We start from the raw sequence: 6221 nt of genomic DNA, 5'->3' as shown, positions 1-6221 counted from the left end.
CCGTTCGTACCACCGGCCAGCGTCACCTTGTCGTGTGCCGACGAATCGTACTTCACCGCATCGGCCAGTTCGCCGTTGATGTTGGTAATCTGCGTGTTCACCGCGCCGATGTCGGCGGTGTTCTGCGCGACGTTCTGGTTCGTGGCGTACAGTTGCGCACCGTTCACCGCGTCCGTGCTGGTGGCGCTCAGTGCGCCCGCCTTCACGTTCGTGATCGTCGTACCGTTCGTGCCGCCTGCCAGCGTGACCTTGCCCTTTGCTGCATCGTCGTACGCAACGAACGAGTTCGTCACGTTGCCCGATGTGTCGACGTTGAGGCCTGCCGCCTTCAGTTGCGCCAGGTTCACTGCGTCCATGTCAGCCGTACCAGCCGTCACGTTCGACAGCTTCGTGCCGCTGGTGCCGTTGAACGTCACCTTGTCATGCGCCGAGGCGTCGTATTTCACGGCATCGGTCGAGCCTGCGCCAGCCTTGGTGTCAACCGCTACCAACGCGGAGCCGACGTCCGTGTAGGTACCACCGGCCACGTTGTAGCTTGGCTTCTTCACCGAGCCGTCCGTGTTGACGCCCGCACCTCCGCCGAGCGCGGTCGTTACGCCCTTCAGCTGCGAAACGTTCACTGCGTCGAAGTCTTGCGTGCCGGCCGCCACGTTGATGATCTGGCGACGAACGAGGCTGGTGCCCATACCCGGTACCGCAGACGAACCGACAGACACCGTATTCGCACGGTTGTCGTCCGAGCTGTTCGCGCCCAGCACGACGCTGTTCGCCGTACCGACCACGATGTTCGAGCCGATACCGACCGAGTTCTGGTTGCCGACCGACACGCCGCTACCAATCGCGACGGCATTTGCCGCGCCAGTGTTGACTTCGGTGCCGTTGCTACCGATAGCGACGGAGTTCTCCGATGCGACCGAGGTCGCAACACCGATCGCCACGGCCGAATCCGCGCCTACTGCGATGTTCTGGCCGACGGCGACTCCGTTCGAGCCGAGCACGCTGACGTTCTGGCCGGCAGCGACAGCGTTGTCTGCGTTGGCGTGGGAGTTCAAGCCGATTGCAATGGCGTTTCTGCCACTGGCGTCGGTTGGCGTCGACAGCGAGGTCGGACCCGAGACGATGAGTTGATCGGGCGTTTTGCTTGACTGCGTCGCGCCGAGCATCATCGTCGAAGCGCCGAGCATGCCATTATTTTTCACGCCGTTGCTGACGATCGCTGCACCAATGGCCGTGTTCATCTGGCCAAGCGTGACCGCATCGCTGACGCCGGTTGCGTCAGCGACGTTCACAATGCGGCGCCTGGACGTGCTGGAGCCTACTGCGAAAGTGTTGGCTTGCGTGGTGGACGAACCGTAGCCGATTGCGACTGCATTCGAAGCGATGGCGCGAGCGTTGGCACCGATCGCGAGCGCGTTGTCACCCATTGCCTGGGAAAGGCCGCCGATGGCGACTGCATTGAGACCGGAAGCATTTGCGTCGGGCGCTGAGGTCTCACCGAATTTGATGTACTTGAGCTTCTCGGCGAGACCGTCGGCCCCGGCCGACGTGGCATTGGTAATGCGCGTGTCGAGCGCGCTAACCGCGCCATCGACGCCACTGACCGAGTTGCCGCCTACGGTGTATGACGGCTTGGAAATGGTGCCGTTTGCGTTGACTACGGAGCCGCCACCCATGGCATTTGCCTGGCTTGCGGCGAGTGCATAGAGTTGCGAGCCATTCACCGCGTCATTGCTCGACGAATTAATCGCGCCTGCTTTCAGGTTTGCAATCCTGGTGCCGTTCGTACCGCCATTGAGCGTCACGGTGCCTTTAGTCGAATCATCGTAGGTGACGAACGAGTTCGTCACTTTGCCCAACGTGTCGACGTTCAGACCCGCTGCTCTCAGCTGCGAGACGTTAACTGCGTCTTTGTCAGCTGAACCTGAACCCACATTTGTGACTTTGTTACCGGACATGCTCAAAGTGTCGTACATGGTCACAGCGCCGTACAAGGCCGATTTTCCGGATGTCATCACATCACCGTACAACGCGATTCCAGCATTACCATAAAGCGCAAGCGAACCAGATTTGTAACCCAGAATACCCGCTGTCATGGCACCGGATGCCAACCCTCCGGTTCCATCCGAGTTTCCATTGTTGGACATACCAAACGCAGTCACACTACCGTTACCACCGGTATTACTGTTACAGTCGGTGCTACCGTAAGTCACGCTCTTTGCGGCACCGAAAAAGTTACCCGAAGTCCCGTTACACACCCACATCGTACCGTTTCCATTCGCAGCGGCAGCGGCGTTCACCATGTGCCCCAACAGGCTCACGCCCAAAACACCGGCGATCGTAGTAGTGACTAATCTTTTCGAGGAAGCTCCGCCCTTTTTCTTTCCACTTGCATTTTCCTGCACAGCGACCCACGTACCGGTGGACTCATTCCAAACTGACCGATAAGACTTATTCATCACACAATCCTGAAAATATGGGGATTTTTCAAGCGTCAAAGTGTGAGGATTAACCACACGAAAAAGACGCAAAAACATCCCACGGCGCCGATTTAGCGGCACCTTTTGACTAATAAAAATGAACACTTCAGACCGGCCTCGGGACACGAGAACTCGTGCTCCGCTTTCGCGTGTCAATCGGCCGAAGCCGGCAGTTGGGATAGGAGAAATTTGGAATAGAGAGAAATCGCCAAGCCCACCAACCGTGATGTGAACTTTATTTGTCGCAGTCTTAAGCGCATATCGGACTAGTCCGAATCGATAGCTGTCAGGCCTAAAACCGCACGTAGGATGAGGAGAATTCCGATGGATACAAGCCGCAAGCCGATGGTATGCAAACAGAGCTCATGGCCAGAGCGATGTGAATAGAGACGTCGCAGACCAGATGCGTCTGCGTCGATAGTCTAGAGAGGTGGGGGGAAAACGAGACGCCCGAGCGTCTTTCAGACAGCGGCGATCAGACGGACCGGCAGCAGAAGAAGATGGGAATTGAAAAACAAGATGTACAACAGAACGCGCAAGGAAAACAAACTCCTCGCACCAAACAAGGCAGCGCGTTCGCACGCCGCTGCCCGGACATCATCAAACTAAAACGGCTTGATCACCACCAACGCCACTGCCGCTAACATCCCCAGCACCGGCAGTTCATTAAACATCCGATACCACTTATGCGAGCGACGGTTTTCCCCGCGCTCGAAGGTCCGCAGCAAGACGCCGCAATACGCGTGATAGATGATCAGCAGCACCACCACGCCAACCTTCGCGTGAATCCACCCTTGCCCGCGCCCGATACCAACCGCGAGCCACAACCACAACCCGCAAGCCAGCGCCGGCACCGCAATAAACGTCATGAATCTGAACAGCTTGCGCGCCATGAGCAGCAACCGGGCAACTGCGGCCGGCTCAGTCTCCATCGCCAGATTCACAAAAATCCGCGGCAAATAAAAGAGCCCGGCAAACCACGAAGCGATCAATACGATGTGAAACGTTTTGATCCAGAGCATCGATAGTCCTTATTCTTCGTTCGAACGCAGCGCTTTATTGGCGACCTTCGCCATGCCCCAGCACAACATATTTCAACGACGTCAAACCTTCGAGGCCAACCGGGCCACGCGCATGCAGTTTGTCGTTGGAAATACCGATCTCCGCGCCGAGGCCGAATTCGAAGCCATCGGCAAACCGCGTCGAGGCGTTCACCATCACGCTCGCCGAATCCACTTCGCGCAGGAAGCGCATCGCACGGTCGTGGTCTTCGGTGACAATTGCATCGGTATGCGCGGACCCGTATGTATTGATGTGCTCGATCGCCTCATCGATACCGTCAACGATTTTCACCGCCAGCACAGGTGCGAGGTATTCGGTACGCCAGTCTTCTTCAGTCGCATCGACAAGCGGTGCGACACCTGCTGCCTCGAGCACCTCGCGCGCCGCGGCATCGACACGCAATTCCACTTCTTTCTCGCGATACAACTTGCCAAGCTTCGGCAACACTTCCGTTGCGATACCACGCGCCACGAGCAGCGTCTCCATCGTGTTGCAGGTGCCGTAACGATGCGTCTTCGCGTTGTCGCAGACATTCATCGCTTTGGCGAAATCCGCGCGATCGTCCACGTACACGTGGCAGATGCCGTCCAGATGCTTGATCATCGGCACGCGCGCTTCTTCCATCAGGCGTGCGATCAGGCTCTTGCCGCCGCGCGGTACGATCACGTCGACGTATTCGGTCATCGTGATCAGCTTGCCTACAGCCGCGCGGTCCGGCGTCGCAACTACTTGCACCGCATCTTGCGGCAACCCCGCCGTATCGAGCCCTTCGCCAATCAGCTTCGCCAGCGCCGTATTGCATTCAAGCGCTTCTGAGCCGCCACGCAAAATCGTCGCATTGCCTGACTTCAGACAAAGCGCCGCCGCATCGATGGTCACATTTGGCCGCGATTCATAGATGATCCCGATCACACCCAACGGCACCCGCATCTGCCCAACCTGAATGCCGCTCGGCCGGTACTTCAGATTGCTGATCTCACCGATCGGATCTGATAGCGCGGCAACTTGCCGCAAACCTTCGACCATCGTCTTCAGTGCTTTGTCCGAAAGCGTCAGCCGGTCGACGAACGCCGCGTCGTGGCCTTTGTCGCGGGCTTTCGCGACGTCGCGTGCGTTCGCTTCTTTGAGCAGCGCGGCATCGCGCTCGATCGCGCGCGCAACTGCTTCGAGTGCGGCATTTTTCGCCGCCGTCGACGCCCGCGCCATCGCACGCGATGCGTGACGCGCGCGGCGGCCGAGGTCGGTCATGTACTGGTCGATATCCATGGTGATTCCCGTCTGTCCGCGCCGATTCGTAGTGCGCGGACCCTGTCAGTTTGCGAATGTTGGATGGATTGTAAGTCGGGTCGAAAATGTCTGCGCCGCGACTCGATGTCTCGCTGGGAAGCACGTGTGGCATGTGCTGCACTCGTGCCGCCTATGTTGCCTTGCAGCGCAAGAAGAAGCGCGCCATCAGCAAAAAGGAACGCCGAAGCGGTCGCTCCCTCAGCATGCATGCTGGGCTTGCGCGAACAGCCGCCTAGGAAGGTCGCCGCGCAGGCGCCGCGGTCGACGGTCGGCCGCCTGCCGCTGGCATTCGTGGGATACCGCCGGCCGCCGGTGCCACAGGCCTCGCAGCGGGCGCAGGCGCCGCCGCAGCAACGGTCATCGCCAGTTCGAACAAGCCGGCCCACGGATCAGGCGGCGGATCGCTCTGTCGCCTGCCCGGCGTACTGCCGGACAGGCCCTTCACCTGCCGATCGAGCTTGGCCGCCAGCACCAGAGCCTTTTCCAGCGCCGCTTCGGTCACGCGCGACAGCGCCGGCCCGATGAGCCGCTCGCGCGGCCCCCAAACCCGGTTCTCGCGCACCAGCATCGCGAGCGGCTTGCCCGCCGCAACGCCTCGTTTGATCCGCAGCAGCGTACGTACTTCTTCGACAACCGCCCACAGCACCAGCACAGCTGCCTCACCTTCACCGCGCAAACCATCGAGCATTCGCGACAGCCGCGCGACATCGCCGGCCAACATCGCTTCATTGAGCTTGAACACGTCATACCGCGCGACGTTCAGCACCGCATCCTGCACCTGTTCAAACGACAGCGCCCCTTCCGGATACAGCAGCCCCAACTTCTGAATTTCCTGATGCGCCGCGAGCAGGTTTCCTTCCACCCGCTCCGCGATGAACTGCAGCGCGCGCCGGCCTTCTTCACCTGCTGCGACGCGCTGCCCTTGCTGCGACAGCCGCTGGCCGACCCAGTTCGCCAATTGCGCGCGCTCGACCGGATCGATCTTCAACGCGACGCCTGCATCCGACAGCGCCGTAAACCAGCCAGATTTCTGCGTCGCTGCATCGAGTCGCGGCAGCGTCACCAAAGTCAGCGTATCGGGATTCACCGCATCGGCGAGTATCTTCAGCGCCTCGGCGCCTTCCTTGCCGGGCTTGCCGGTCGGAATCCGCAATTCGACCAGTTGCTTGTCGCCGAACAGCGACATCGACTGGCTTGCCCCCAGCAGCGAGCTCCAGTCGAAGCCGCGCTCGACCGTGAACACATTGCGGTCAGTGAATCCCGCCGCCCGCGCAGCCGCGCGAATGCGGTCGCACGCTTCCATCGCGAGCAGATGCTCGTCGCCGTACACGACGTACAGGCCGGCAAGACCCTTCGCGAGATGCGTTTCGAGCGCGTCAAGTCGCAGTTGCATGG

Annotated in this window: 4 protein-coding genes; all 4 read right to left on the bottom strand. The window is 60.0% G+C overall.

All coding sequences use genetic code 11. From position 1 onward, the window contains the following. The coding region (locus ACYVNQ_RS26255) for an ESPR-type extended signal peptide-containing protein (RefSeq protein WP_460906325.1) at positions 1–2534 on the bottom strand (2534 nt) is incomplete at its 3' end. Positions 2535–3082: 548 nt separating this feature from the next. Continuing rightward, positions 3083–3499 carry a CopD family protein gene (locus tag ACYVNQ_RS26250; protein ID WP_460906323.1) on the bottom strand — a complete coding sequence of 139 codons (417 nt, stop codon included), beginning with the start codon at positions 3497–3499 and terminating at the stop codon, positions 3083–3085. Positions 3500–3533: 34 nt separating this feature from the next. Continuing rightward, complete coding sequence (locus ACYVNQ_RS26245) at positions 3534–4805, bottom strand: glutamate-5-semialdehyde dehydrogenase (protein WP_460906321.1); 1272 nt, start codon at positions 4803–4805, stop codon at positions 3534–3536. Positions 4806–5058: 253 nt separating this feature from the next. Beyond that, positions 5059–6219 (bottom strand): DNA polymerase III subunit delta, encoded by a 1161-nt coding sequence (gene holA, locus ACYVNQ_RS26240; protein ID WP_460906319.1) that lies wholly within the window; start codon positions 6217–6219, stop codon positions 5059–5061. Positions 6220–6221: the final 2 nt, after the last annotated feature.

The organism is Paraburkholderia jirisanensis (genome assembly GCF_054782355.1).
The sequence above is the reverse complement of the archived record's forward strand: the minus strand, read 5'-3'. Positions and strand labels throughout refer to the sequence as shown.